This is a genomic window from Mycobacterium florentinum, from assembly GCF_010730355.1.
In the GTDB taxonomy this organism is placed as follows: Bacteria; Actinomycetota; Actinomycetes; order Mycobacteriales; family Mycobacteriaceae; genus Mycobacterium; species Mycobacterium florentinum.
Map to the genome: position 1 here is coordinate 5,402,578 of NZ_AP022576.1, position 21,392 is coordinate 5,423,969.

Below are 21,392 nucleotides of genomic sequence, written 5' to 3' on the forward strand. Positions count from 1 at the left end.
TCAGCCGACCGCCACCGCGTGGGGCCAGGCCAGTGGGTTGAGCTCGCGGTAAGGGTCGTTGGCGCGGACGGCCAGCAGATCGCTCAGGATCGTCTCCAGCGATTGCTGGGTCGCGGTGCGCACCGATTCCACCCAATTCTCGGTCGATGCGTTTTCTGGCTTCGCGGTGTCGATCGGCTGACCGAAACTCAGATACATCCGCTGTGGGCGGGGGATGAACGTGGGTCCGACGCCGCGCATCAACGGCATCGCCATATCCGCATTGCCGGACAGTCTCGTGCTGAGGGCCTGGCTGAGCCGGCCCATTCTGCTGTCGCGGGTAACCAGGCTCTTGTAGACGTCGTCGCCGCCGACCAAGCCGACGGGAACGATCGGGTAGTCGTTTTCCACGGCGATGCGGGCGAACCCGGAACGGCCGCGCCAATTGAGGTGGTACTCCTCGCCTTTGAACTTGGCGATTTCTCGGCCCCCGCCCGGGAAAACCAGGATGGTCTCGTTGTGCCGCATCAGTTCTCGTGCGGTCTCCGGCGCACCGACAACGCCGCCGTAGGCGGTGATCAGATCGTGCCCGAACCCGGGCCGTTGGGAGAACCTTCGGTCCGCCAGCGGCCGCACCCGAACCCCCAGCGCGCGCCGCACGAAGTGTGGAATCAGCAGCACTTCACCGCCAATGAACTGAGTGTGGTTGCCTACCAACAGGAATCGGCCGTCTCCCGGCAGCGTCTCGAGGCCGGCGACGTAGGGCCGCCACAGGTCGATCAGGGGCGTGACGCCGTCATGAACCTTCTCGAGCACGACACGCAAGAACTGCGCGCGGTGTGGATGGTTCATCACGGCATCGATATCGATCGGCATGTTCACGGCAACCTCGGCTCGGGCTCGGGAAAGATGACACCACTATACCGAACGAACTAGTTCGTATGGGATATGATCCTGCTCATGCGGACCACGACCGAACTGCGCGAGACGATCCTGACGGCCGCGCGGTCGGAGTTCGCGCAGTACGGGCTGGCCGGCGCCCGGATCGATCGCATTGCGCGCGCCGCGGACGCCAGCAAGGAGCGCCTTTACGCGCACTTCAAGGACAAGGAGACGCTGTTCCGCGGGGTGGTCGCCGCCGACATGGCGGAGTTCTTCGCCGCCGTCACGCTGCGTGCGGACGCGGTGCCGGAATTCGTGGGCGACATCTACGACCTGGCCTGTCGACGGCCCGAGCACTTGCGGATGATGACCTGGGCCAACCTGGAGGGTCTGGTGTTCGACCCGCCGCCCGTCGAGGGTCGTGAATCCGTCGCGGCCCGCGACATCGCCACCATCGAGGCGGCCCAGGCGGCGGGCTACGTGGACGCCTTCTGGCAGCCCATGGACTTGCTGGTGCTCTTGTTCGGCATCGCCTTGGCCTGGGCGCAATCGCCGCATCCCGACGCTGAGACGGCCGATGTTGCGGTGATTACCGCGCGCCGCGCGGCCGCTGTGGAGGCGGCCCGGCGGATTGTTGCTCCCACAACCTGAAATTGTGGTGCGCCGTCAGGGTTTCGAACCCCGGACCCGCTGATTAAGAGTCAGCTGCTCTACCAACTGAGCTAACGGCGCTTGGTCAGCCGAGATTGCGTTGCGACTTTAACAGGCATCCTGTCGCAGCGCGAAATCGCTGGATCTTCCAGTGTAGAGCCGGCGCGACGGGCGACGCTGCCACGTTTTGCGGACGTGATCGACGCCGGCTTAAGGTCACGGGCCGGATAAACCAGTTGAGTTGCCATGAGCACCGGGCGTAACCCATTAGAATATTTGCAAGTATTCTCCGGTCAGCGGTGACCGTACATAAGCCTGAACATTGTGGAAGGTCACTTGATGGCGCCTTTGCGTAGACGTCGATCGTGGCTGGCTGCTGGGTTGGTCATGTTTGCCGTAATCGGTGTCGCTTGCAGCAGCAACCAGGCCGCCACGCCGCCGAAGATCATCTTCGACAAGGGCACACCGTTTGCCGATCTGCTGGTCCCCAAGCTCACCTCCTCGGTGTCGGACGGCGCCGTCGGTGTCACCGTCGATGCGCCGGTCACGGTGAACGTCGCCGATGGCGTGCTGGCGTCGGTCACGATGGTCAACGACAACGGCCGTGCGATCGCCGGCCAACTCAGCCCCGACGGACTGCGCTGGTCGACCACCGAGCAGCTCGGCTACAACCGGCACTACACGCTGAACGTCAAGGCGACCGGGCTGGGCGGCGCGGCGAGCCGCCAGATGAGCTTCTCGACCAGTTCGCCCGCACACCTGACGATGCCGTACGTCGCTCCGGGCGACGGCGAGGTCGTGGGCGTCGGCGAACCGGTGGCGATCCGGTTCGACGAGAACATCGCCGACCGCGCCGCCGCGCAGAAGGCGATCAAAATCACCACCAACCCGCCCGTCGAGGGCGCGTTCTACTGGCTGAACAACCGCGAAGTGCGTTGGCGCCCAGAGCATTTCTGGAAGTCGGGAACCGCGGTCGACGTGGCGGTCAACACCTACGGCGTCGATTTGGGCGACGGGATGTTCGGCGAGGACAACGTCAAGACCCACTTCACCATCGGTGACGAGGTCATCTCGACCGCCGACGACAACACCAAGATCGTGACCGTCCGGGTCAACGGTGAAGTCGTGAAGACGATGCCCACCTCGATGGGCAAGGACAGCACCCCGACGGCCAACGGCTTCTACATCATCGGCGGCCGGTACAGGCACATCATCATGGACTCGTCGACCTACGGCGTTCCGGTCAACTCACCCAACGGATATCGCACCGAAGTCGACTGGGCCACCCAGATGTCCTACAGCGGCGTCTTCGTGCACTCCGCGCCGTGGTCGGTTGGTGCGCAGGGCCATACCAACACCAGCCACGGCTGCCTGAACGTGAGCCCGAGCAACGCCGAGTGGTTCTACGACCACAGCAAGAGCGGGGACATCGTCGAGGTCGTCAACACGGTCGGGTCGACGCTGCCCGGCACCGAGGGCCTGGGCGACTGGAACATCCCCTGGCCGCAGTGGAAAGCCGGCAACGCCAACACCTGACGCCCTAACCCTCGGGCTTGGGCCCGATGCTGCCGGCGTGCTCCAGCCGCTGCTCGACGATCGCCTTGATCGCGTCCTGGGTGGTCGAATTTCCGGTGATGGCGCGCAGGAAATCTTCCCGGCGTAGCCGCCAGAGCGTGCCCGGCTGCAGGCACCGCACCGTGGCGGTGCGGGGCACATCGAACAGCAGGGCGATCTCCCCGAAGTGGTCACCGTCCTGCAGCGTTCGCACCGGCCGGCCGTCGACGACGGTTTCGAAGACGCCGGAGCCGATCAGGAACATGTCGTCGGCGGAGTCGTCTTGCCGGACAACGACATCGCCCTCGGCGGCCGCGACGGCGATCAAGGCCGAGGCAAGCTGGTCGGTGGCCGCGACCGACAACGGCCGGAACGCTTGCACGCTCCTGATGGCGTCCAGTTCCTCGCGCTGCACCGGAGAGCGGCGTTCCACCCGCAGGACGCGCCACAGGCCGTAGATCGCACCCAGCAGCGCCAAACCGGCTGCCACCCGCAGCGTCCCGCGCACCCCGATCGCGGCGTTGACCTGAGCGGCGCAGAACCCGGCCACGCCGACGACCGAGACGGCGATCACCGCGTTGATTCCGGCGAGCAGGTCCAGCGACCGCCCCGACGCGCTGCGCTGCAGCAGGGTGCGCCCGCACACGATTTGATACGCGATCCCGATGCCGAACACGCTCAGCAGCGGGATGGCCAGAGCCTGCGCCGAGGTCACCGCGAGGGCGAACAAGACCAGTGCGCAACCGAGAAATCCGGCGACCATCGGGAGCGACATCGAGTGGCGACCGAGCGAGAGACTGGCGATGCCGCCCACCAGTCCGCCGATGCCGACCGCCCCGATCAGCACCGGCGTCCCCGACGCGCCCATGTGCAGCAGGTCGGTCGTGATGCTGGTGACGATGCTTTGCGCGGTACCGGTCAGCGACGCGGTGATGGCCATGACGGCGACCACTACCCGGGCGTTCGTCGACCTCCGGAGGACACCGATTCCACCGGCGAGTTCGTTGACGACTCGGGAGCCTTCGTTGCGCACCCGGGTGTCTATCCCGCGAATGGTGAGAAGCGGCCACGCTCCCAGCGCGCAAAACGCCACGATGGTCACCAACGCGGCGGTGGGTCCGGAGGACCCCAGGGCCACCGCGGCCACACCCGCACCCACCAACACCCCGGAGGTCTCGAGCAGGGCGGAAACGGCGTTCGCGGCGACCAGCTGGGCGGCAGAGTCGGCCAGCCACGGCATCAGGGCGTCGTTCAGTGCCTTCGGGGCGGACTGGGTGAACCCTTCCAACGCGATCACCGCAAACAGCAGCGCGGTCACGGTGTGGTGTCCCAACAGCGGAATCACAAGCGCCACTGCGGCTCCGCGGGCGATGATCGAGCCGGCCAGTACGCGCTCGCGCCGGAACCTGCCCGCCAGGGCGGCATAGACCGGGGCGCTGATCGCCCCCGCGATCTGCCGAACGATCAGGAACCAGCCGGGGCCGATCGGGCCGCGTAGGTCGAAGGTGACGACCAACATCGTCGACACCCAGGCCACATGGGCGACCACCCCGGCGGCGATCGACGATTCCGCTCTGACGATATTCGCGTTGGAGAAGGCATTGCGGAATGCGGACCACCGACTTGCTCGTGCCGGCGCCTCGGCCATCCGGTCAGCATATCGTCACGCCGGCGGGAGCGCTTGGCTTTGCGTCGACGAACTAGTTGCGGCGCAACAGATTACAACAGATACATGAGTTCGACTGCGGCGCAGTCGCTTTACGCGCCGCGCAGGATAGTCGGCCGCCGCAGACCGCTATGCGCAGGTGAAGAGCGGGTCGCACACGACGGTGAACGTGCACCCCGATGCCGCGGGGGCAGTGAACGCGAGGACCAGGGCGAGGACGACCTTGTACTTCAGACCAGACATGACCACTCCGTACCTATGCAATGGGGTGATAGTACGCCATGCGATCTTGAATAGACATGGCGCTGGCAAACATCGGTGGCGGCGTTTCATCGTCCCCGGGTGCCGGGGTGAACCGGGCCGCTGCCCGGGTGGCAAGGCCGCTGCGCCACAACGCAATAGGTGACCGGGTTCGACACCGGCCGCACGTCGATTCCGGCCCCGCCGAGCCGGCTATGGTCGCGGACAAGCAAAAAGGTCAGAGGGCGGATAAGCCCTCTGACCTTGTGGGGTGAGTGACGGGACTCGAACCCGCGACATTCAGGATCACAACCTGACGCTCTACCAGCTGAACTACACCCACCACGGCCGCCTAAGAGGCGGCGACTGTCGATACTAGCGGTTCGGTGGCTCGACGGCCGAATCAATTGGCTGTGCTGCGCCGTCGGTGCCCGCTAGATCGGCGGCCGCTGCCGCGATTTCGCTGGTAGATGGCCCCGGCAGGGGCACGAACGCGGTCCGGCGGTAGAACTGCAGCTCGCGGATGGACTCGCGGATGTCGGCCAGTGCCCGGTGGGCCAGCCCCTTGGCCGGCTGGCCGAAGTACACGCGGGGGTACCACCGGCGGCAGAGTTCCTTGATCGAGCTGACGTCGATAATCCGGTAATGCAGAAACGAGTCCAGGGCGGGCATGTCGCGGGCGATGAACGACCGATCAGTGGCGATCGAATTGCCCGCGAGCGGCGCCGTCTTGGGCTGCTTGACGTGCTTGCCGATGTATTCGAGCACCATCGCCTCGGCGGTGGCCAGGTCGACGGTCGATGCCCGCACTTCGTCGATCAGCCCCGAGCGGGTGTGCATTTCGGTGACCACGTCGATCATCGACGACAGGGCGGCGTCGTCGGCGTGAATCACCACGTCGACGCCGTCGCCGAGAATGTTCAGATCGGCGTCGGTGACCAGGGCTGCGATCTCGATCAACTTGTCCGCTCCCAGATCCAGGCCGGTCATCTCGCAGTCGATCCATACCAATTCGTCACGCACAGCGCTCAGCGTATGCCCACGTGAGCCCTGCCCCTGTCTCCCCCTGGCAAGTAGTGTTGAGCGTTGCAACTTTCGTCGGGAGAGGGGCGGGGCGCGATGACCACCGATTCAGCGGCCGGACCCGCGCAGCGGATCGCGGGCGGCTACGCCGTCGAAGGCCAGGCACTGGAACTGGGCACCGTCGTCATCGACGGCAACGCCGACCCGAGCGCGCAGATCCACATCCCGCTCGCCACCGTCAACCGGCATGGTCTGGTGGCCGGGGCGACCGGAACGGGCAAGACCAAGACGCTGCAGCTGATCGCCGAACAGCTCAGCGCCGCCGGGGTTCCGGTGCTGATGGCCGACGTGAAGGGCGACCTGTCCGGTCTGTCCCGTCCGGGGGAGGCCAACGACAAAACGGCGGCGCGGGCAAAGGACACCGGGGACGCGTGGGCGGCGACCGGCTTCCCGGTGGAGTTCCTGTCGTTGGGCACCGGCGGGCTCGGCGTGCCGATACGCGCGACCGTCGCCAGTTTCGGTCCCGTGTTGCTATCAAAAGTGTTGGGGCTCAACGCCACTCAAGAGTCGACCCTGGGCCTGATCTTCCATTGGGCGAAGGAGAACAACCGCTCGCTGGTCACCCTGGATCAACTTCGCACCATCATCAGCCACCTGGCCGGCGAGGAAGGCAAAGCCGACCTGAAATCGCTGGGCGGGGTGTCGTCGACGACGGCCGGCGTCATCTTGCGTGCGCTGGTCAACCTCGAAGGCGAGGGCGGCGACACCTTCTTCGGTGAACCGAAGCTCGACCCGCAAGACCTGCTGCGCGTCGACAACCAGGGCCGCGGCACCATCTCGCTGCTCGAGTTCAGCGGCCAGTCACTGCGTCCGGTCATCTTCTCGACGTTCCTGATGTGGTTGCTCGCCGACCTGTTCAACGAGCTCCCCGAGGTCGGCGACATCGGCAAACCCAAGCTGGTGTTCTTCTTCGACGAGGCGCATCTGTTGTTCACCGACGCGTCCAAGGCGTTCCTCGAGCAGGTCGAGCAGACCGTCAAGCTGATCCGCTCCAAGGGCGTGGGGGTGTTCTTCTGCACCCAGTTGCCCACCGATCTGCCCAACGATGTGCTGTCCCAGCTGGGCGCGCGCATCCAGCACGCCCTGCGCGCGTTCACCCCCGACGACCAGAAGGCGCTGTCGAAGACCGTCCGCACCTATCCGAAAACCGATGCCTACGACCTGGAGTCGGCATTGACCTCGCTGGGCATCGGTGAGGCCGTCGTCACCGTGCTGTCCGAAAAGGGCGCACCGACACCGGTTGCGTGGACGCGCATGCGGGTGCCCCGCTCGTTGATGGGCGCCATCGACACCGACGAGATCGTCAAGGCGGCGAAAGACAGCCCGCTGCAAGCCAAGTACGGCCAGACGAAGCAGCAGCCGTCAGAACCCGAAATACCCTCGGCACCATCGGCTCCAGAGGCTCCGGCGCCGCGGGGTCAATACGACCCGCTGCCTTCTTTTCCTGACCCGTACGACATCCCGCCGATGCCCGCGCCGGCCGAGCCGAAGGGCCCGGCCATGTGGGAGGAAGTGCTGCAGAACCCGACCGTGAAAAGCGGTATCAACACCGCGATTCGCGAGGCGGTGAAAAGCATCTTCGGCACCGGTCGCCGCCGTCGGTGACGCGAGCGTAACGCCACGGCGAAATATCGGGCCGATTTTCGCCGCCAGGTTACGCTCGCGGGAGAATGCTCAGCCGCCGCCGAGTTTCTTGTAGAAGCTGCCGACGATCGGCGCCACGATCGCGCGGGGGGCATACCCGCTGCCGACCGACATGGCCTTGGAGGTCAGGCCCGGGACGACGCGCATCTTGTTGCGCTCCAACGCATCCAGCGAGATCCGCGCGGTGTGTTCGGTCGAGATCCACAGGAAGTCGGGCACCAGCCGTTCGACCAGTGACCTCTCGGCGTCATCCGGCAGGTCGGTGCGCACCGGGCCCGGCGCCAGCAGCGTGACATGCACACCCGAGCGGCGCAGTTCGCCGCGCAACGACTCGCTGAAGGTGTTGACGAACGCTTTGGATGCGGCGTAGGTCGCGTTGTAAGGGATCGGCGAATTACCCGCCGCTGAACCGGAAATCAAGATGCCGCCCGCCGCGCGCTCGACCATCCCCGGCAGTACCGCCAACGTAAGGTCGTGCACCGCCACGGTATTCAGTTGCACCTGAGCCTTTTCGCCGGCCGGGTCGAGGCCGGAGATCGGGCCGAACGTTCCGGTACCGGCGTTGGCGCACAGGATCGAGATGTTGCGGGTGGCCAATTCGTCGCACAGTTTGGCCCGTTCTGCCGGGTCGGCGAGGTCGGCGGCGCGCACTTCCACGGTGACGCCGTACTTCTCGGCTAGCCGTGCGGCGAGGTCGTTGAGTTTGTCTTCGCGTCGCGCGGTGACGATCAGGTGGTGTCCGCGCGCGGCCAATTCCGTGGCCAGCGCCTCGCCGATGTTTTGCGAAGCTCCGGTGACAACGGCGCGTGCATCGGGGCTGGGAGCGGGTACCGGCATGCGCCAATCGTAGACAGCGGCCGAATCTCGACGACAATGGCTGCAACGGGCCGGCGCCGCGGGCGGCGGCTTGTCGGCTCACCAAATAGAGTGCCGGGCATGGGTCAGCCAGAACCGGGGGCGGGCGAGGTCGCGCGATCTCGGGTGCTGGCGTGGGCGCTGTGGGACTGCGGGTCAACGGGTCTGAACGCGATCGTGGCGACGTTCGTGTTCTCCGTCTACCTGACCAGCAGCGTGGGAGAGGGCCTGCCCGGCAGGACCACGCCGGAGAGTTGGCTGGGCCGCGCGGGGGCGCTCGCCGGATTGACGGTTGCGCTGCTGGCGCCGCTGGTCGGCGTGTGGGTGGAGTCGCCGCATCGCCGACGCGTGGCCCTGAGCGTGTTGACCGGCCTGGCGGTGACGCTGACCTGCGCGATGTTCCTGATCCACGATCGCCCCGCCTACTTGTGGGCCGGGTTGGTGCTGCTGGGCGCAACAGCGGCCTGCGGTGACCTGGCCAGCGTCCCGTACAACGCGATGCTGCGTCAGCTGTCGACTCCGCAGACGGCCGGCCGGATCTCGGGGCTGGGCTGGGCGTCGGGTTACCTGGGCAGCGTCCTGCTGTTGTTGCTGATCTACACCGGCTTCATCGCGGGCTCCGGCTCCGGGCCCGACGCGGTGCGGGGGCTGCTGCGGGTGCCCCTGGCCGACGGGCTCTACGTCCGGGAGGCCATGCTGGGCGCCGCGGCGTGGCTGGCGGTGCTGGCGTTGCCGTTGCTTCTCGTCGCGCACCGGCTGCCCGACACCGGCGAGGTGTACCAGCCGACGACCATGCTGGGCGGCTATCGCAAGCTGTGGACCGAGATCTCCGCGGAGTGGCGGCGCGACCGCAACCTGGTCTACTTCCTGGGCGCCAGCGCGCTCTTCCGCGACGGGCTTGCGGCGATATTCGCCTTCGGCGCCGTGCTGGGTGTCAACGTGTACGGCATCTCGCAGGCCAACGTGCTGATATTCGGTGTGGCGGCCAGCATCGTCGCCGCCGTCGGCGCGGTGGCGGGCGGCTTCATCGATCACCGGATCGGATCCAAACCGGTCATCGTCGGGTCGCTGGTGGCAATCATCGCCATGGCGCTCACCATGATGGTGCTCTCCGGTCCGGTGGCCTTCTGGGCGTGCGGCCTGCTGCTCTGCCTGTTCATCGGGCCATCGCAGTCCTCGGCGCGTGCCCTGCTGTTGCAAATGGCCACCAACGGCCGGGAAGGCGTGGCGTTCGGCCTCTACACGATGACGGGCCGAGCCGTCGCGTTCGTGGCGCCCTGGCTTTTCTCGGTGTTTGTCGATGTGTTCGGCGCGGTGCGCGCCGGGCTGGGCGGGATATCGCTGGTGCTGATCGCCGGACTGATCGCGATGATCGCCGTCCGTGTCCCGCCCCGGCACACCGCCGCGGTCGAACGGGTCGAACAGGCCTAGCGTCCGGCGGCGTCGCAGACCGTGATGCCGGCACCGAGGCGTTGGCGCACCTGCACGCCGTCCACGCTGACCGAGCAGGTGACGTTGTGGCCGATGTTGATGATCGTGACGCTGGCCGGATGAGCAGGCGACTGCGACAGGCTGACCTGCTTGGTCCACGGCAGCGAGACATTGAACTCGGTCTGGAGGACGTCGCCGGTATCCCAGTAGGTGATGCTGATCGCGCGTCCCTCGCCGCTGACGTTGTAGACGACGTTTTGCATCGCGCCCGGGGTGGGCGCGGATCCGGCCGAGCTGCTCGGCGGCGGTATCGGCAGCGCCGTCTGTGACGGCCGCGACGCCCGGGTCGACGGGGTCGGCGTCGGGCTCTCGCTCGAGCCGGGCATCGCGGGTAGCGGCGGCACCGCGGTCTGGGTCTTCAGCGCGCCATTGGTGAGAACCAGCGCGATCAGCAGCGCGACGACCAACAACACCGCCGCGCCGGCGCCGATCAACAGCCAACGCGGCAATCTCGGGCCCTCCGGCGGCGGGGGACCCACGTCACCGGGCGGCAAGCCGCCCGGTGGGGGCTGGTCCTGGTCTTGCTGCCAGTACGCCGGCAGCCGCCTCGTCGTATTGGTTTCGTTCAGGCTCGGCGCCCACTGCGGCGCATAGCCGCCGTAGGTAGGCGCAAAGGGAGCTTGGTCGGCATAGGCCGGATCAGCGGGCGGCGCGTTCCGCGGGCCAATCGGCCCGGTCGGTTCCGCCCCCGCTTGAGGGGGACTAAACCACTCGGGTCGACGTGGATCGTTCATGTCCACCTCACAGTTTGCAGGGTACCTAAGCCGAGCGGCTGGGCGTGGAATCTCCCGATGACGCCCGATTCAGCGGACTTGGCCCCCGGCTCCCAGTGCGGCGATCGTCATGGCCCGCATGACGGCACGCGACCGCGTCCCGCGGGCCGGCTTTTCCGCCGCCTTCATGCTGTGCGGCGTCGAGTTCAGCAGGCCGAACACCGCGTGCGCCGCCAGCCGAGCATCGGCTTCGGCCAGCGCCGGATCCAGCTCGCGCAGCACGCCGACCCATACCTCTACATATTGGCGTTGCGCCTTGCGTACCTGCCGCTCGGCGGCCGCGGGCAGGTGTGCCAGGTCGCGGTCCTGGATGCGGATCAGGTCTGGCTCGCCGAAGGCGAAGTCGAGGTGAAAATCGATCAGCCCGTCCAGCGCTGCGGCCGCGTCCGCGCTGCGCGCGGTCACTTCGCGGGCCCCGGCGAGCAGCCGAGCGCTGATCCCGACCAGCAACTCGACCAGCATCGATTCCTTGTTGGGGAAGTGGCGGTAGATGGCCGGGCCGCTCACCCCGGTGGCGGCGCCGATGTCTTCGAGTCGCACCGCGAGAAATCCGCGCTCGGCGAAGAGCCGTTCGGCCGCGGCCAGCAGTTGCAGTCGCCGGTCGGATTTCAACTGGCTGCGGCGATTTGGCGGTTCGGATTGACCGGGCGGACTGTCCGGGGTGGACGCTGTCATGACGGCCCTCCGGAAGTTTCGGTTAATCGTCACTAACGTAGCACGAGTTATTGGTGATTAACTCAGATCGCGCAGATACCCGGACACCGCCGCGACGTCCGCGACCGGCAGGTTCGGATCGATCAGGCCCAGCTGGCGCAGCAATGCGGCCTGATCCCAGTAAAGCCGTTCGCTTGCCATCAGGTCGCCGCGGAATCTGACGATCACGACGGCGGGCACTTCCACGGTTTTGCCGGTCGCAGCCAGTCCCGGCAGGAGGAACGGCACGACTCGGTCGTGGGTCATCCGCATGATGAACTCATCGACAAGCAAGCCGTCACCGACCGATCGGGCGATCGGCTCATTGGTGGTGTCGGCGGGAATCCCTGGAATGAATACGTCGGCGTAGTAGCGCCGCAGGTTCTCCCTGCCGGAGCCGCCGCTCATGGTCGGCAGATGCATGACGGTCGCGTCGTCGACCATCGTGGCCACCGCGAGGTCGGCGTCCTTGGTCGCGAATTCGCTCGCCATGTGGCGTTCCCACAGCTCGACCATCTGATCGTGGTTCATGGCTAGGAACCTAGCAACTGGTGGTAGATCTGCGAGCGCACCGCGCGGGCCTCGGGCAGCCACGAGGCCATGGCCCAGCAGTGAATTTCGCCGTCGCGCAGGTCGAAGGTGAACTTGGCGCCCGGTGTGGCGCGCGATTTCGCTTGCAGTGCAACGGTATCGGGGCCCAGCACGGCCAGGGCCCGGGTGGTGGTATGCCGCGGCGGGTGACGGCTGGCAATCAATGCGTTGATGCTGGCGCCCAGATCAATACCGACCAGGCCGACAATCGAGCGCAAGAGTTGCAGCGTCGGCGCGCCGATCCGCGCCTGCCACGAAGGTCGACCGGTGAATACGGACGCGCCCTTTGTTTGGGCCGGCGTGCCTGGCATGACTTCCCCTGTGGCGATTGCGCATTCTCGCTAGCGATGATCAACGAAAAATGTAGGCAATTTGGGGACTCCGGGTAAAGCAAACACCCGTTGTCTTCGCCCGGGGACACCGGATCTATCAGGGAGCGTTCGCCGCCGCGGCTCGGGTCAGGCCGGCCTCAGCTGCACTGTGGCAGCCGTCCCTGGACGCGGATGCACACCCGATGGTATTCTCGCTGAGTTAATGATCATTAACTGAAGTCGCGTGACGGCGAGGAGGCCTGTCGTGACTGTGACCGCAAAGGTCGCACCGTCGTTCGCCGACGAGCACCGCCGGCTCGTCGATGAGTTGAACGTCAAGCTGGCGGCCGCGGCATTGGGCGGCAATGAGCGCGCGCGGGAGCGTCACGTCAGCCGCGGCAAGCTGTTGCCGCGCGAACGGGTGGACCGGCTGCTCGATCCCGGCAGCCCGTTTCTGGAACTGACCCCGCTGGCCGCGAACGGGATGTACGACGACGAATCCCCGGGGGCCGGGATCATCACCGGCATCGGGCGGGTGTCGCAGCGCGAGTGCGTGATCGTCGCGAACGACGCGACGGTCAAGGGCGGCACCTACTACCCGATCACGGTCAAGAAGCACCTGCGCGCCCAAGAAGTCGCATTGCAGAACCGGCTGCCGTGCATTTACCTCGTCGACTCCGGCGGCGCCTTCCTGCCGCGCCAAGACGAGGTGTTTCCCGACCGCGAGCATTTCGGGCGAATCTTCTACAACCAGGCGACCATGAGCGCCAAGGAGATTCCTCAGGTCGCCGCGGTGCTCGGCTCGTGCACGGCCGGCGGTGCGTATGTGCCGGCGATGAGCGACGAGGCCGTCATCGTCCGCGAGCAGGGCACGATCTTCCTGGGTGGCCCACCACTGGTCAAAGCCGCTACCGGAGAGATCGTTTCGGCCGAAGACCTCGGCGGCGGCGACCTGCACTCGCGCGTCTCCGGGGTCACCGACCATCTCGCCGACGACGACGAGCATGCACTGCGCATCGTGCGTGCGATCGCCGCGACATTCGGTCCGCGTGAGCCCAGCCCGTGGGAAGTGCTGCCGCCGGTCGAACCCAAGCACGCGCAGACCGAGCTCTACGACGTCGTCCCGCCCGATCCGCGGGTGCCCTACGACGTGCACGAGGTCATCCTGCGGCTGGTCGACGGCAGCGAATTCAGTGAGTTCAAGGCCTTATATGGCAAGACACTGGTAACCGGATTCGCGCGCATCCACGGCCACCCGGTCGGGATCATCGCCAACAACGGCGTGCTGTTCAGCGAATCCGCGCTCAAGGGAGCACATTTCATCGAGCTGTGCGACAAGCGCAAGATTCCGCTGCTGTTCCTGCAGAACATCGCCGGCTTCATGGTCGGCCGCGACTACGAGGCCGGCGGCATCGCCAAACACGGCGCCAAGATGGTCACCGCCGTGGCCTGCGCCCGGGTACCCAAGCTGACCGTCGTGATCGGCGGATCCTATGGCGCGGGCAACTATTCGATGTGCGGGCGGGCGTACTCGCCGCGCTTTCTGTGGATGTGGCCCAATGCCCGGATCTCGGTGATGGGTGGCGAACAGGCGGCCTCCGTGCTGGCCACGGTGCGGGGCGAACAGCTCAGTGCGGCGGGCAAGCCATGGTCGCCCGACGACGAAGAGACGTTCAAGGCGCCGATCCGGGCCCAGTACGAGGACCAGGGCAACCCGTACTACTCGACGGCCCGGCTCTGGGACGATGGCATCATCGACCCGGCCGATACGAGAATGTATGTCGGGCTGGCCCTTTCGGTGTGCGCCCAGGCGCCGCTGGAACCGGTCTCCTACGGCGTCTTCCGGATGTGAGTGCAGTGTTCGACACCGTCTTAGTGGCCAACCGCGGCGAGATCGCCGTGCGAGTGATCCGAACCTTGCGCCGGCTGGGTATCCGGTCGGTGGCCGTCTACAGCGATCCCGACGCCGACGCGCGACACGTGCGGGAAGCCGACGCGGCGGTACGGCTGGGCGCGGCACCCGCCCGCGAAAGCTACCTCGATATCGAGAAGGTGCTCGATGCCGCCGCGCGCACCGGCACTCAGGCGATTCACCCGGGTTACGGGTTCCTTTCGGAGAACGCCCATTTCGCTGCCGCATGCGAGCGCGCCGGGGTGGTGTTCCTCGGCCCGCCGGCCCGCGCGATCGAGGTGATGGGCGACAAGATCACCGCCAAGAACGCGGTCGCCGCCTTCGATGTGCCGGTGGTTCCCGGTGTGGCGAAATCGGGATTGACGGACGACGAGCTCGTCGCCGCGGCCGCCGACGTCGGCTACCCGGTGTTGATCAAGCCGTCGGCCGGCGGCGGCGGCAAGGGCATGCGGCTGGTGGAAGATCCGGCCCGGCTGCCCGAGGCGCTGGTCGGTGCGCGCCGGGAGGCGGCGTCCTCGTTCGGCGACGACACTCTGTTCCTGGAGCGATTCGTGTTGCGGCCCAGGCATATCGAGGTACAGGTCCTTGCCGACGGCCACGGCAACGTGGTGCATCTCGGCGAGCGTGAATGCAGCCTGCAGCGGCGTCACCAGAAGGTCATCGAGGAGGCGCCCTCGCCGTTGCTGGACCCGCAGACCCGCGCGCGGATCGGGACCGCGGCCTGCAACACCGCCCGCAGCGTCGACTACGTCGGGGCCGGCACGGTGGAGTTCATCGTCTCCGCCGAGCGACCCGACGAGTTCTTCTTCATGGAGATGAACACCCGGCTACAGGTGGAGCACCCCGTCACCGAGGCGATCACCGGGCTGGACCTCGTCGAGTGGCAGCTGCGCGTGGGCGCCGGTGAGAAGCTCACGTTCGCCCAGGACGACATCGAGTTGCGCGGGCACGCGATTGAGGCCCGGGTGTACGCGGAGGATCCGGGGCGGGGCTTCCTGCCGACCGGCGGGCGGGTGCTCGATGTCTTCGAACCCTCGGGTCCCGGTGTGCGAGTTGACTCGTCGCTGCTGGCGGGCACGGTGGTGGGCAGCGACTACGACCCGATGTTGAGCAAGGTGATCGCGCACGGAGCCGATCGCGACGAGGCGCTCGCCGAACTCGTCCGGGCGCTGGCGCAGACGACGATTCTCGGCGTGCAGACCAACATCGAATTCCTGCGCTTCCTGCTCGCCGACGAACGAGTGCGCGCGGGCGACCTGGACACCGCGCTGCTCGAGGAGCGGCTGCCTGACTTCGCGCCGCTGCCGGCGCCCGACGACGTGCTCGCGGCGGGCGGGCTGTACGTCCAGTGGGTGTTGGCCCGTCGCGCGCGAGGCAACGTGTGGGCGCAACCGTCGGGCTGGCGCGTCGGCGCTGACGCGGCGCCGGTACGCACCGCGATGCGCACGCCGCTGCGCACCGAGACCGTCTCGGTGTCCGGCCTGCCGGCGGCCGCCACGGTACGGGTCGGCGACGGCGAAAACCTCTCGGCGAGCGTGGAAGTCGAGCGACGACGGATGAGTGCGACGCTGGCCGGGCTGCGCCGCGAGTACCGGTGGGCCGAGGCCGACCGCCATCTGTGGATCGCCGACGAGCGGGGCACCTGGCATCTGCGCGAGGCCGAGGAAACCAAGATCCATCGCGGGAGCGACACCAGGCAGGCCGAGGTGCTCAGTCCGATGCCCGGCAGTGTGATCGCCGTGCAGGTCGACGCCGGCGCCGAGGTGTCCGAGGGCGACGTGGTCGTGGTCGTAGAGGCGATGAAGATGGAACACTCGTTGGCCGCACCGGTTTCGGGACGTGTCGAGCTACTGGTGTCGGTCGGCGATCAGGTGACGGTTGACCAGGTGCTGGCCCGCCTGGTCCCAGACTCCGAAGAGAAAAAGGATTAGAGGATCATGACGACAACGATCTCCGCGGGGACGCTACCCAAGGAATACGAAGACCTTCGCGCCACCGTCGCCGATTTTGCGCGCAGCGTGGTCGCTCCCGTTTCGGCCAGACACGATGAGGAGCACAGCTTTCCCTACGAAGTCGTCGCCAAGATGGGCGAGATGGGACTGTTCGGGCTGCCGTTCCCCGAGGAGTACGGCGGCATGGGTGGTGACTACTTCGCGTTGTCACTGGCCCTCGAGGAACTCGGCAAGGTCGACCAGTCGGTGGCGATCACGCTGGAGGCCGGGGTGGGTCTCGGTGCCATGCCGATCTACCGGTTCGGCAGCGAGGAACAGAAGCAAACGTGGCTGCCCGACCTGGTGGCCGGCCGGGCGCTGGCCGGCTTCGGGCTCACCGAGCCCGGCGCGGGTTCGGACGCCGGAGGTACCCGCACCACGGCCAAACTCGACAACGGCGAGTGGGTGATCAACGGGTCCAAGCAGTTCATCACGAACTCGGGTACCGACATCACCTCACTGGTCACCATCACCGCGGTCACCGGGACCATCGGAGACGGCAAGAAGCAGATCTCGACAATCGTCGTGCCCAATGGCACACCGGGTTTCACCGTCGAACCGGTTTACAACAAGGTCGGCTGGAACGCGTCGGACACCCACCCGTTGACGTTCGCCGACGCCCGTGTTCCGGAGGAGAACCTGCTGGGCATCCGCGGCAAGGGGTACGCGAACTTTCTGTCGATCCTCGACGAGGGCCGCATCGCGATCGCCGCACTGGCCACCGGTGTGGCACAGGGCTGTGTCGACGAGAGCGTCAAGTACTCCAAGGAGCGCGAGTCGTTCGGCCAGCCGATCGGCTCTTACCAGGCGATCAGCTTCAAGATCGCACGCATGGAGGCGCGCGCGCACGTCGCGCGCACCGCGTACTACGATGCAGCCGCAAAGATGTTGGCGGGTAAGCCATTCAAGAAGGAGGCGGCCATCGCCAAGATGATCTCGTCGGAGGCGGCCATGGACAACGCCCGCGACGCCACTCAGATCCACGGCGGATACGGCTTCATGAACGAGTATCCGGTGGCGCGTCACTACCGCGACAGCAAGATCCTCGAGATCGGTGAGGGCACCACCGAGGTGCAACTCATGCTCATCGCGCGTTCGCTGGGCCTGTCATGACCGAAAGCAAGTCGGTTGTCCAGCGCGGCTTGTGGTTCGAGGAATTCGAGATCGGCACGACGTACCTGCATCGGCCGGGCCGGACCGTCACCGAGGCCGACAACGTGTTGTTCACCACGCTGACCATGAACACCCAGTCGCTGCACCTCGACGCCGCGTGGGCCGCCGAACAGCCCGGCTTCCGCGGGGAGCGGCTGGTGAATTCGATGTTCACCCTCTCGACGCTGGTCGGGCTCTCGGTCAGCCAGCTGACCCTGGGCACCATCGTGGCCAATCTCGGCTTCTCCGAGGTGTCCTTTCCGAAGCCGGTTTTTCACGGCGACACGTTGTACGCGGAGACCGTTTGCACCGGCAAGCGCGAGTCGAAGAGCCGACCCGGCGAAGGCATCGTCACCCTGGAGCACACCGGGCGAAATCAAGATGGTGAGATCGTTGCGCGTGCGGTCCGCACCACCCTGGTGCAGAAGCGACCAGCCTCCGAAACCAGCTGACGAGGAGCCCCGATGAACCTAGCCGCCGCCGGGCCCGGGTGGCTGTTCTGCCCGGCCGATAGGCCCGAGCGATTCGCGAAGGCCGCCGCCGCGGCCGACGTGGTGATCCTTGACCTCGAGGACGGCGTGGCGGAGGCGGACAAGCCCGCCGCCCGCAAGGCGCTGCAGGAGAACCCGCTGGACCCGGAGCGCACCGTGGTGCGGATCAACGCGGCCGACACCACGGAATACCCTCTTGACCTCGAAGCCTTGGCGGGTACCGCCTATTCGACGGTGATGTTGTCCAAGACCGAATCGGCGGCACAGGTGACGGCACTGGCGCCGCGCGACGTGATCGCGCTACTGGAAACACCGCGTGGCGTGGTGTTCGCGACGGAAATCGCCGCGGCGCAGGGCACGGTGGCGCTGATGTGGGGCGCCGAGGATCTGGTCGCCACGCTCGGTGGCAGCTCCAGCCGCAAAGCCGACGGCACCTACCGGGATGTCGCCCGGCACGTGCGGTCCACGGCGTTGCTCACGGCGAACGCCTTCGGCCGGGTCGCCCTCGATGCGGTGCATCTGGACATCGGCGACCTGGACGGCTTGCGCGCCGAGGCCGAGGACGCCGTCGCCGTGGGCTTCGCCGGCACCGTCTGCATTCACCCGACCCAGGTCCCGGTGGTGCGCAAGGCATTTCGGCCCACCGAGGAGAAGCTGGACTGGGCGCGCCGGGTACTGGCGGCGGCGCAGAACGAGCGCGGAGTGTTCGCCTTCGAAGGGCAGATGGTCGACTCGCCGGTGCTCAAGCACGCTGCCGCGCTGGTGCGCCGGGCCGGAGATTCCGGCTAGGAGTTCGGCCCTGCTCGCGGCGTCGTAAATTCGGCGAGCCTACGTGTTCTGAAAACGTCAATTGTCGCCTCTGGGCCTGGTCAGGAGCGGATACTCGGGTTCACGGTTGTTGCCATCCGTCGAGCAGTCGGAGGAATCATGGCAATGCAGTTTGACGGCAAGGTGGCGTTTATAACCGGCGCCGCGCGTGGGCAGGGTCGTTCGCACGCGGTTCGGTTCGCCGAAGAGGGCGCCGACATCATCGCGTTCGATCTGTGTGAGCAGATCGACAGCGTCGCCTACCCGACGGCCACGCCCGAGGACCTCGACGAGACCGTCAACCTGGTCGAGAAGACGGGTCGGCGCATCGTCGCCGAACGGGGTGACGTCCGGGACTTCGACCGGCTCAAGGCCGCCGTCGCGACGGGCGTCGCCGAATTGGGCCGGGTTGACTTTGTGCTCGCCAATGCCGGGATACTGCCCGCCTTTGGCGACCAGGGTTATGAGATGAAGTCATTTGCCGACGCGGTCGACGTCCTGCTCAATGGCGTCTATTACACCGTCGAAGCGGCGGTGCCCGCCCTGGTGGAACAGGGCGAGGGCGGCGCCATCGTCATCACCAGCTCATCGGCCGGCCTGAACAGCCTGTGCCCGACGTTCAGCGTGCGCAACCACGGGTTCGCCGGCTACCACGCCGCCAAACACGGCGTGGTGGGTCTGATGCGGTATTTCGCGACCACGCTGGCGGAGAAAAACATTCGCGTCAATGCCGTGCATCCCTGCGGGGTCGCCACGCCGATGCTCGAGAACGAGTCGGTCGCGCAACGCATGGCCGAATTTCCGGAGGGCGCCAGTGCATTGGAAAACCTGTTGCCGGTCCCGATGATTGAAGCCTCCGACGTGACCGAGGCAATGGTTTATCTGTGCGGGCAGTCCGGCCGATATGTCACCGGAATCTCACTTCCCGTCGACGCGGGTTACACCGTCAAATAGCGGCCCCCACCACCAGTTGCGGGATTGCGTACCCGGTGTTTCGCGTCTTAACGAGATCGCAAAAAAGCGGAAACATTCGCGAACGCCCAGGCCGCAAATCTGTCGTAATCTTTGATCCACCAGAACAGTTGCTCGCTGCACTGACTAGCTCCACGGAAGGAACCAAATCATGACCATCGCCCGGGGCTTCGCCGCAACCGTCGTTTGCGCCGGTTTAGCTGTCGGAACAGCCGGCACAGCGTGGGCTACACCGACGATGAACGGCAGCTACACCGAGACCGTCACAACGCCGAGTGGCAAAACCATCGACAACACCTGGGCCGTCAACTCTTGCGGTGACGGATGCCTCTGGATCAGGGCCGGGTTGGGCGCTAGCCAGGCCCGCTTGGTCGATGGTCAATGGGTCTTGGACACGATGAGCAACGTCAGTTGCCCGGACGGCTCCTACACCCTCTATGGCACGACCACTCACACGGTGTGGGATCCCAACAGCCTTACCGGCACGTCCGCGCACACCTACATCTTGGGAGCCTGCGGCAACCCGCCGGGATACACGCAGGTCGACCAGATTGCGATCAAGTCGGCTTAGCGACACATTCTCACTCTCAAAACCCCTGAAGCCCTTGGGATTTCAGGGGTTTTGAGCTATCACAACGGTTGCGTGCTCTCGGCCGGCTGGTTGGACGCCGAGCAGATAACTGCTGTATAAGGCAAGCTAACTAATCGCGCCGCTCAACCGACGGCGGCCGGCCGACGACACCGTGGAGCGCTATGGGCAGCCAGTACTTTCCGTACGTCATTGCGGTGGTCATGCTCGCCCTCGGGCTGACGCTCACCGTGGATGACTTCAAGCGGGCCGCCACGCTGCGGCGACCGCTGGCGGTGGCGCTGCTGTGCCAGGCCTTGCTTTTGCCGAGCCTGTGTCTGCTGATCGCCGAGGCCTTCCACCTCGAGCCGCATCTGGCGGTCGGGCTGATGCTGATGGCCGCCACACCGGGCGGGACGATGGCGAACATCGTCAGTCATCTGTTCAACGGGGACCTGGCGCTCAACCTGACGCTGGCGGCGATCAACGCCGCCCTGTCGGTCGTGGCCCTGCCGGCGATCCTGGCCGCATCGATGACCTGGTTCCTCGGCGAGGGACGCTTCATCCCGCTCCAGCTGGACAAGTTCGTCATGGTGTTCGCCCTGGTGCTCATCCCTACGGCGATCGGCATCGCGATACGCAACCGTTTCCCCGAGCTGGCCCGGCGATTGAAAACGCCCGTCAAGATCGTCGCGGTACTGCTGCTGGTCGTCGCGATCGGCGGGGCGATCGCCCAAGGCGAGACCACGCTGCTGAACAACTTCGGCGTGGTGAGCGGGGCGGTCGTCTCCTTCTGCGCGGTCAGCCTGACCGTCGGTTATCTGGCGCCCCGGTTGATGCGCCTGGGTCCGCCGCAGGGGATTGCCATCAGCCTGGAGATCGGTCTGCACAACACCGTGGTGGCCCTCGGTGTGGCGCTCAGCCCGCAACTGCTCAACAGTGTCGAAATGGCAACTCCGGTAGCGATTTACGGCGCTCTCTCGCCGCTGATGGCCCTGACGTTCATCGGCGCGGTTCGCCTGCTGGACCCCGCGTTCCGGGTCAAGGCCCAGCCCGAGGCCGTCGCGAGCGAACCCGCGGCGTAAG

Annotated in this window: 20 protein-coding genes and 2 tRNA genes; 12 read left to right on the forward strand and 10 right to left on the reverse strand. The window is 66.5% G+C overall.

Annotated elements, in window-relative coordinates; all coding sequences use genetic code 11:
* Positions 1-855: a lysophospholipid acyltransferase family protein gene (locus tag G6N55_RS25610; protein WP_085221227.1), complete on the reverse strand. Its 855-nt coding sequence runs from the start codon at positions 853-855 to the stop codon at positions 1-3.
* An 84-nt stretch (positions 856-939) separates the two neighbouring features.
* Between G6N55_RS25610 and G6N55_RS25615 the strand changes: the two genes are divergently transcribed.
* On the forward strand, positions 940-1,512 hold the full coding sequence (locus G6N55_RS25615) for a TetR family transcriptional regulator (RefSeq protein WP_085221226.1): 573 nt from the start codon (positions 940-942) through the stop codon (positions 1,510-1,512).
* Between the two features lie 5 nt (positions 1,513-1,517).
* On the opposite strand, the gene G6N55_RS25620 is transcribed toward G6N55_RS25615, so the two are convergent.
* Positions 1,518-1,593: transfer RNA gene (locus G6N55_RS25620), tRNA-Lys, on the reverse strand.
* A gap of 258 nt (positions 1,594-1,851) precedes the next feature.
* Between G6N55_RS25620 and G6N55_RS25625 the strand changes: the two genes are divergently transcribed.
* On the forward strand, positions 1,852-3,048 hold the full coding sequence (locus G6N55_RS25625; RefSeq protein WP_085220792.1) for a L,D-transpeptidase: 1,197 nt from the start codon (positions 1,852-1,854) through the stop codon (positions 3,046-3,048).
* Between the two features lie 4 nt (positions 3,049-3,052).
* On the opposite strand, the gene G6N55_RS25630 is transcribed toward G6N55_RS25625, so the two are convergent.
* The 3 genes from G6N55_RS25630 to orn all read right to left on the reverse strand — a co-directional run bounded on the left by G6N55_RS25630 (position 3,053) and on the right by orn (position 5,995).
* Positions 3,053-4,714 (reverse strand): cyclic nucleotide-binding domain-containing protein, encoded by a 1,662-nt coding sequence (locus G6N55_RS25630; protein ID WP_085220791.1) that lies wholly within the window; start codon positions 4,712-4,714, stop codon positions 3,053-3,055.
* A gap of 525 nt (positions 4,715-5,239) precedes the next feature.
* Positions 5,240-5,315 (reverse strand) — tRNA-His (locus G6N55_RS25635).
* 32 nt (positions 5,316-5,347) lie between these two features.
* Positions 5,348-5,995: an oligoribonuclease gene (gene orn / locus G6N55_RS25640; protein ID WP_085220790.1), complete on the reverse strand. Its 648-nt coding sequence runs from the start codon at positions 5,993-5,995 to the stop codon at positions 5,348-5,350.
* 96 nt (positions 5,996-6,091) lie between these two features.
* On the opposite strand from orn, the gene G6N55_RS25645 reads away from it, so the two are divergent.
* Positions 6,092-7,660 (forward strand): helicase HerA-like domain-containing protein, encoded by a 1,569-nt coding sequence (locus tag G6N55_RS25645; protein ID WP_085220789.1) that lies wholly within the window; start codon positions 6,092-6,094, stop codon positions 7,658-7,660.
* A 69-nt stretch (positions 7,661-7,729) separates the two neighbouring features.
* On the opposite strand, the gene cmrA is transcribed toward G6N55_RS25645, so the two are convergent.
* Positions 7,730-8,536 (reverse strand): mycolate reductase, encoded by an 807-nt coding sequence (gene cmrA / locus G6N55_RS25650; protein WP_085220788.1) that lies wholly within the window; start codon positions 8,534-8,536, stop codon positions 7,730-7,732.
* A gap of 99 nt (positions 8,537-8,635) precedes the next feature.
* Between cmrA and G6N55_RS25655 the strand changes: the two genes are divergently transcribed.
* A complete protein-coding gene (locus tag G6N55_RS25655; RefSeq protein ID WP_085220787.1) occupies positions 8,636-9,985 on the forward strand; it encodes an MFS transporter in 1,350 nt (449 codons plus the stop codon).
* Here G6N55_RS25655 and G6N55_RS25660 read toward each other — a convergent pair.
* From G6N55_RS25660 to G6N55_RS25675, 4 genes are all read right to left on the reverse strand, one after another.
* On the reverse strand, positions 9,982-10,779 hold the full coding sequence (locus tag G6N55_RS25660) for an MmpS family transport accessory protein (RefSeq protein WP_085220786.1): 798 nt from the start codon (positions 10,777-10,779) through the stop codon (positions 9,982-9,984). The genes G6N55_RS25655 and G6N55_RS25660 overlap by 4 nt on opposite strands.
* 69 nt (positions 10,780-10,848) lie before the next feature.
* On the reverse strand, positions 10,849-11,493 hold the full coding sequence (locus tag G6N55_RS25665; RefSeq protein WP_085220785.1) for an SACE_7040 family transcriptional regulator: 645 nt from the start codon (positions 11,491-11,493) through the stop codon (positions 10,849-10,851).
* Between the two features lie 57 nt (positions 11,494-11,550).
* Positions 11,551-12,042 (reverse strand): ester cyclase, encoded by a 492-nt coding sequence (locus G6N55_RS25670; protein ID WP_085220784.1) that lies wholly within the window; start codon positions 12,040-12,042, stop codon positions 11,551-11,553.
* A gap of 2 nt (positions 12,043-12,044) precedes the next feature.
* Positions 12,045-12,413 carry a hypothetical protein gene (locus G6N55_RS25675; RefSeq protein WP_085220783.1) on the reverse strand — a complete coding sequence of 123 codons (369 nt, stop codon included), beginning with the start codon at positions 12,411-12,413 and terminating at the stop codon, positions 12,045-12,047.
* Between the two features lie 271 nt (positions 12,414-12,684).
* Here G6N55_RS25675 and G6N55_RS25680 point away from each other — a divergent pair, with 271 nt between their 5' ends.
* From G6N55_RS25680 to G6N55_RS25715, 8 genes are all read left to right on the forward strand, one after another.
* Positions 12,685-14,265, forward strand: coding sequence for a carboxyl transferase domain-containing protein (locus G6N55_RS25680; protein ID WP_085221225.1), 1,581 nt, complete (start codon positions 12,685-12,687; stop codon positions 14,263-14,265).
* 5 nt (positions 14,266-14,270) lie between these two features.
* The gene (locus G6N55_RS25685; RefSeq protein WP_085220782.1) at positions 14,271-16,256 is read left to right on the forward strand and encodes an acetyl/propionyl/methylcrotonyl-CoA carboxylase subunit alpha; all 1,986 of its coding nucleotides are present in this window, start codon (positions 14,271-14,273) and stop codon (positions 16,254-16,256) included.
* Between the two features lie 6 nt (positions 16,257-16,262).
* Entirely contained in the window at positions 16,263-17,429 is a 1,167-nt protein-coding gene (locus G6N55_RS25690) for an acyl-CoA dehydrogenase family protein (protein WP_085220781.1), read from the forward strand.
* Positions 17,426-17,920 (forward strand): MaoC family dehydratase, encoded by a 495-nt coding sequence (locus G6N55_RS25695; RefSeq protein ID WP_085220780.1) that lies wholly within the window; start codon positions 17,426-17,428, stop codon positions 17,918-17,920. Before G6N55_RS25690 ends, G6N55_RS25695 begins: the two co-directional genes overlap by 4 nt.
* Positions 17,921-17,932: 12 nt before the next feature.
* Complete coding sequence (locus G6N55_RS25700) at positions 17,933-18,748, forward strand: HpcH/HpaI aldolase/citrate lyase family protein (protein ID WP_085220779.1); 816 nt, start codon at positions 17,933-17,935, stop codon at positions 18,746-18,748.
* A gap of 138 nt (positions 18,749-18,886) precedes the next feature.
* Complete coding sequence (locus G6N55_RS25705) at positions 18,887-19,720, forward strand: mycofactocin-coupled SDR family oxidoreductase (RefSeq protein WP_085220778.1); 834 nt, start codon at positions 18,887-18,889, stop codon at positions 19,718-19,720.
* A 169-nt stretch (positions 19,721-19,889) separates the two neighbouring features.
* Positions 19,890-20,309 carry a hypothetical protein gene (locus G6N55_RS25710; RefSeq protein ID WP_139826709.1) on the forward strand — a complete coding sequence of 140 codons (420 nt, stop codon included), beginning with the start codon at positions 19,890-19,892 and terminating at the stop codon, positions 20,307-20,309.
* Between the two features lie 182 nt (positions 20,310-20,491).
* Complete coding sequence (locus G6N55_RS25715; RefSeq protein ID WP_085220776.1) at positions 20,492-21,391, forward strand: bile acid:sodium symporter family protein; 900 nt, start codon at positions 20,492-20,494, stop codon at positions 21,389-21,391.
* Position 21,392 lies beyond the last annotated feature (1 nt).

Coding starts and splice junctions, on each gene's coding strand:
- G6N55_RS25670 (WP_085220784.1), bottom strand. CDS start 12,042: ATGAACCACGATCAGATGGTCGAGCTGTGGGAACGCCACATGGCGAGC.
- G6N55_RS25700 (WP_085220779.1), top strand. CDS start 17,933: ATGAACCTAGCCGCCGCCGGGCCCGGGTGGCTGTTCTGCCCGGCCGAT.
- G6N55_RS25690 (WP_085220781.1), top strand. CDS start 16,263: ATGACGACAACGATCTCCGCGGGGACGCTACCCAAGGAATACGAAGAC.
- G6N55_RS25665 (WP_085220785.1), bottom strand. CDS start 11,493: ATGACAGCGTCCACCCCGGACAGTCCGCCCGGTCAATCCGAACCGCCA.
- G6N55_RS25675 (WP_085220783.1), bottom strand. CDS start 12,413: ATGCCAGGCACGCCGGCCCAAACAAAGGGCGCGTCCGTATTCACCGGT.
- G6N55_RS25710 (WP_139826709.1), top strand. CDS start 19,890: ATGACCATCGCCCGGGGCTTCGCCGCAACCGTCGTTTGCGCCGGTTTA.
- G6N55_RS25625 (WP_085220792.1), top strand. CDS start 1,852: ATGGCGCCTTTGCGTAGACGTCGATCGTGGCTGGCTGCTGGGTTGGTC.
- G6N55_RS25705 (WP_085220778.1), top strand. CDS start 18,887: ATGGCAATGCAGTTTGACGGCAAGGTGGCGTTTATAACCGGCGCCGCG.
- G6N55_RS25695 (WP_085220780.1), top strand. CDS start 17,426: ATGACCGAAAGCAAGTCGGTTGTCCAGCGCGGCTTGTGGTTCGAGGAA.
- G6N55_RS25660 (WP_085220786.1), bottom strand. CDS start 10,779: ATGAACGATCCACGTCGACCCGAGTGGTTTAGTCCCCCTCAAGCGGGG.
- G6N55_RS25655 (WP_085220787.1), top strand. CDS start 8,636: ATGGGTCAGCCAGAACCGGGGGCGGGCGAGGTCGCGCGATCTCGGGTG.
- G6N55_RS25630 (WP_085220791.1), bottom strand. CDS start 4,714: ATGGCCGAGGCGCCGGCACGAGCAAGTCGGTGGTCCGCATTCCGCAAT.
- G6N55_RS25615 (WP_085221226.1), top strand. CDS start 940: ATGCGGACCACGACCGAACTGCGCGAGACGATCCTGACGGCCGCGCGG.
- cmrA (WP_085220788.1), bottom strand. CDS start 8,536: ATGCCGGTACCCGCTCCCAGCCCCGATGCACGCGCCGTTGTCACCGGA.
- G6N55_RS25715 (WP_085220776.1), top strand. CDS start 20,492: ATGGGCAGCCAGTACTTTCCGTACGTCATTGCGGTGGTCATGCTCGCC.
- G6N55_RS25610 (WP_085221227.1), bottom strand. CDS start 855: ATGCCGATCGATATCGATGCCGTGATGAACCATCCACACCGCGCGCAG.
- G6N55_RS25645 (WP_085220789.1), top strand. CDS start 6,092: ATGACCACCGATTCAGCGGCCGGACCCGCGCAGCGGATCGCGGGCGGC.